Raw genomic sequence first — 4,061 nt, 5'->3', positions numbered from 1 at the left:
GGGGGCCCCGCTCCCCAACCCCCCCCCGCCCCCCGCGCGCGCGCCGGCGCTGGGCCCCCACCCCCGCGCCGTCCCCGGCCGGCCCCCCCCCCCGGAGTCTGAGGGCCGGGGCCCGGGGCCGAGCCCCCGGAAGAATCAGCCCCGCCGGCGTTTGAGGCACGGGGTCCGGGCCGGGGCCCGAGGCCGAGCTCCCGGAAGAATCAGCCCCGCCGGCGTTTGAGGCGCGGGGTCCGGGGCGGAGCCCCGGCAGCGGCCCCCGCACCAGCCCTCGGCATCGCCCCCGGGCGCCCCGGCACCGCACCCCCGCCAGGTCCGGCCACGGCCACGGCCCGGCTACGGCGCAGCCGGCAGCCGCAGCACGGCCAGCACCGGCAGGTGATCGGTCGCGGCCGCCAGATCCGCGGCCGACACCCCCGCCAGCCCCGCAGGGACCCCGCAGGCCAGCACCTCCACACCCCCCGTCACGAACACGGCGTCGATGCGCCGCTCCGCGCCCCGCGCGGGAAACGTGTGCTCCCCGCCCCACGGCGCGACCGTCCGGCAGTCCCGCAGGCCCGTGGCCAGCCGTCCGAAGGCCGGCCCGTCGGGGGTCTCGTTCACGTCGCCGGCGGCGATCCCGTACGGGACGTCCATCGCCGTGAGCCGTTCCCTCAGCAGCCCCGCCTGGGCCACCCGCTCGGCCCGGTCCAGCGACAGGTGCGCGGAGACCAGCCCGGCCCGCGCCGACCCGAACCGTACGACGGCCGTGGCGAAGCCCCTGCGGTGCAGCCCGGGGGTCAGCGGCAGCAGTACGTCCTCCGTACGTTCCACGAAGGCCCGCAGCGAGCAGAGCAGCAGCGGCCCGGCCGCGGTCGCACCGCCGCTCAGCACCACCAGGTCGCACTTCGCGGCCAGCCGGGCCGCGTGCTTGCGCCACCGGAAGAACCGGGGCGCTTCCTGGACGAACACCAGGTCCGGCGCGCACGCCCGGATGACCCGGGCCAGCGCCTCCTCGTCGTCGCGCAGCGAGCGGATGTTGTAGCTCAGTACCCGGATCACGGCAGAACCGTCGGGCTCCGTAAGAGACTTGGGCAGCGCGGGCAGCAGGTCCATGCCCGCAAGATACGCAGCCGCCCGCCGCTCCCCCAGGGGGCGCGGCGGGCGGTCACGGCGAAAAAGGAGGGGCTCAGCCCTGGCGCGCGAGGTCGGCGGCGCCGACGAGTCCGGCCTTACCGCCCAGCTGGGCGGCGAGCACCTGCGCGTGCGGACGCCACGCGCCGCCGATCAGCCAGCGCTTGAAGGACTTGCGGATCGGGTCGAGGACGAGGTCGCCCTCGTCCGAGACGCCGCCGCCGACGATGAAGGCCGACGGGTCGAACAGGGAGGCCAGGTCGGCCAGGCCCGCGCCGGCCCAGCGGGCCAGTTCGCGGAAGGAGTCGACGGCCACCAGGTCGCCCTGCCGGGCGGCCTGGCTGATGTGCTTGCCCTCGATGCCCTCGGGGGTGCCGTCGCCGAGGGAGAGCAGGAACTTCGCGTTCTCGGGGGTGGCGTTGGCGCGCTGCCTGGCGTACCGGACGAGCGCGCGCCCGGAGGCGTACTGCTCCCAGCAGCCCTGGCTGCCGCACCCGCACAGCAGGCCGTCGGGGACGACCCGGATGTGCCCGAACTCGGCGGCGACGCCGAAGCGGCCGCGGCGCAGCTTGTTGCCGATGATGATGCCGCCGCCCAGGCCGGTGCCGAGCGTGATGCAGATGACGTCCTCGTGGCCCTGGCCGGCGCCGAAGCGGTACTCGCCCCAGGCCGCGCAGTTCGCGTCGTTCTCGACGACGACCGGCAGGCCGATGCGCTGCTCGACCTTGTCCTTGAGCGGCTCGTGGCGCCAGTCGATGTTCGGCGCGAAGAGCACGGTCGCACGCTTGTCGTCCACGTAGCCCGCGGCGCCGATGCCGACGGCGTCGATGGTGTGACTGCTGCTGACCTCGGAGACGGCGGCGCAGATCGCGTCCGTCACTCCGTCCGCGGTCGGCGGGGTGGGCACCTTGTACGTCTCAAGGATGGTGCCCTCTTCGTCGACCACGCCCGCCGCGATCTTCGTGCCGCCGATGTCGACGCCGATGGTGAGTCCCATTAGTCCCTCGGTTTCCGGTCAAACCCCGCCACGGGCAAAGGTACCCGAGGGTGGCGGAGGTTCAGTCGAGATCGATCCGCTCGGCCGGGCCCGCGTCGGGGCCGTCGTCGCGCGGGGCGGACTCCGGGCGCGGCGCCGGGGGCTCGTTCCGCGTCCAGCGGCTCTCGTGGCCCTCGACGGCCGAGCGGTAGGCGGCGAGCAGCTCGGACCCGGCGGCCGCGAGGTGGTCGAACACCTCGGGGTTGCGCTCGATGACGGGCTGGGCGGCGGTCTTGGCCTGGTGGACGAACTGGCGTACGGCGCCTTGCGCGGCGACGCCGAGAAGCGGGTTGTTCAGTCCGGAGACCTTGTCGGCGACGGCCTCGAAGAGCTTGAACAGCTCCTCGGCGGCGCTGCCGGGGGCGCCGGAGCGCGTGCCGTCCTGCCCGCGCAGACGCTCCTTCTCGGCGGCGAGGTCCTCGGCGCAGGCCCTGGCCCAGGCGTCGTCGTCGGTGGGACGGTCGGTGGCCTCGCTCATGGCGGACTCTCCTGCGGCTGCGGGGCGGCGGTACTGGTTACCTTCGACGTTACCCGAACGGCGGTACGGGGTTCAGGACGTACGCGGCCACTGTCCCGGATCCGGCGTGAACCGGACGCGGAGCACGTCCTCGGCCAGGGCGGCGCCGGAGACGGTGCAGCGGCGCAGCGCGGACGGCAGCGGAACGATCCTGCGGTACGGGCCCACGGTGAGCAGCAGCTCGTCCCCGCGGCGGATCAGGTCGAGGTCGTCCTTGCGGGCGTGGGGCAACCGCACGGACCAGACGAGTACGCCGTCCTCGGCGAGCCGGTCCTCCACGGGCCAGGCCCGCAGCTCGCGGCCCGGCCGCCCGGGGGCGAGGCCCCCGCCGGCGGCCAGGGCGCAGAGTTCCGCCAGGTCGTCCGGGCCCCGCGGGTCGCGTCCCAGGTGGGGCAGCCCCCGGAGCGGGACGGCCGGGTCCCGCTCGCGCAGGAACGCCTGCTGCTGGGCGGCGACGGAGGCCGCCCAGGGGTCGGCGGAGTCCACCGGGGCGAGCCGGTTGGCGACGAGGTCGTCGGTGCCCAGCTGGTGCAGGGCCAGCCCGAGCGCTCCGGTGCGCAGGGCGGCGCCGGCGGCCGGTCCCGGGTCGGCGACCAGCCGGACGGAGGTGGTGCCGGCCTCGACGACGGCCTGGACGGCGGCCAGCTCCTCGTCCCAGCGGGCGGCGGCCTCGTAGAGCCACTGGGCGGGCATGGGGACGCCGGCGAGCTGGGCCAGTACGGGGCGCAGGGCGCGGGCCGCCTGCCGCTCCGCGGGGAGCAGCCGGGCGAGGTAGCGGCGCAGCTGGGCGGGGAGGGCGAGGGTGGCCACGGTCTGGTGGAGCGGGGGCATGTCGACGACGACGAGGTCGGTGCCGGGCGCGGCGGCGGCCCGCCGCAGGGCGCGGAGCAGGGCGAACTGCTCGGCGCCGGGGAGTTCGGTGAGTTCCTCGGACCCGAGGGGGCGGGCCCCGACCATGCCCAGGAGGGCGGAGCCGCGCTCCTGGAGGGCGACGAGCTCGTCGCGGAACTCCTCGCCGGAGTCCACCCGGGCCACCCGGAACCCGGCGGCCACGGGGACCGCGCGCAGCCCGGGCACGACCTCGGCGGACGGTCCCGCCGGGCCGCCGACCAGGCCGGCCATCGGGTCGCCGGGGTCTCCGGACAGCAGCAGCACCCGCTGCCCCTGCCGGGCGGCGGCGAGGGCGGTGGCCGCGGCCACGGTGGTCCGCCCGGCCCCGCCGGGGCCGGTGATCAGCAGGGTGCGCATGGTGCGGCTACTCCGGTTCGGTGGTGGAGAACTTCGGCGGCGCCGCGGCCCCCGGATCGCCAGCGAGAAGTCCCCGCTCCCCGCCCTCTCCCTGGGCGAGGTGCTGGCCACCTCCGACCTGCCGGGCGGCGTGGTGAACATCCTGTCCGG

At 76.3% G+C, this 4,061-nt stretch carries 4 protein-coding genes and 1 pseudogene; 1 reads left to right on the top strand and 4 read right to left on the bottom strand.

Annotated elements, in window-relative coordinates; genetic code table 11:
* Positions 1-333: 333 nt before the first annotated feature.
* The 4 genes from ABT106_RS18665 to ABT106_RS18650 form a co-directional block, all read right to left on the bottom strand.
* Positions 334-1,092 carry an endonuclease/exonuclease/phosphatase family protein gene (locus tag ABT106_RS18665; RefSeq protein WP_351278416.1) on the bottom strand — a complete coding sequence of 253 codons (759 nt, stop codon included), beginning with the start codon at positions 1,090-1,092 and terminating at the stop codon, positions 334-336.
* 73 nt (positions 1,093-1,165) lie between these two features.
* Complete coding sequence (locus ABT106_RS18660; RefSeq protein ID WP_351278413.1) at positions 1,166-2,107, bottom strand: ROK family glucokinase; 942 nt, start codon at positions 2,105-2,107, stop codon at positions 1,166-1,168.
* A gap of 61 nt (positions 2,108-2,168) precedes the next feature.
* Entirely contained in the window at positions 2,169-2,624 is a 456-nt protein-coding gene (locus tag ABT106_RS18655) for a DUF5304 domain-containing protein (RefSeq protein ID WP_351278411.1), read from the bottom strand.
* A 72-nt stretch (positions 2,625-2,696) separates the two neighbouring features.
* Entirely contained in the window at positions 2,697-3,911 is a 1,215-nt protein-coding gene (locus ABT106_RS18650; protein ID WP_351278409.1) for an ArsA family ATPase, read from the bottom strand.
* A gap of 55 nt (positions 3,912-3,966) precedes the next feature.
* Between ABT106_RS18650 and ABT106_RS18645 the strand changes: the two are divergent.
* Positions 3,967-4,061 (top strand): annotated as a pseudogene (locus tag ABT106_RS18645) (aldehyde dehydrogenase family protein); the annotation flags it as partial.

The sequence above is a fragment of the Streptomyces sp. NPDC002044 genome, from assembly GCF_040296725.1.
GTDB lineage: Bacteria > Actinomycetota > Actinomycetes > Streptomycetales > Streptomycetaceae > Streptomyces > Streptomyces antarcticus.
Note: the sequence above shows the minus strand (reverse complement) of the source record. Positions and strands in the feature narration are given on the sequence as shown.

What these genes read in the sequence shown, in the direction of transcription:
- ABT106_RS18665 (WP_351278416.1), bottom strand. Translation starts at nt 1,092, where the DNA reads ATGGACCTGCTGCCCGCGCTGCCCAAGTCTCTTACGGAGCCCGACGGT.
- ABT106_RS18660 (WP_351278413.1), bottom strand. Translation starts at nt 2,107, where the DNA reads ATGGGACTCACCATCGGCGTCGACATCGGCGGCACGAAGATCGCGGCG.
- ABT106_RS18655 (WP_351278411.1), bottom strand. Translation starts at nt 2,624, where the DNA reads ATGAGCGAGGCCACCGACCGTCCCACCGACGACGACGCCTGGGCCAGG.
- ABT106_RS18650 (WP_351278409.1), bottom strand. Translation starts at nt 3,911, where the DNA reads ATGCGCACCCTGCTGATCACCGGCCCCGGCGGGGCCGGGCGGACCACC.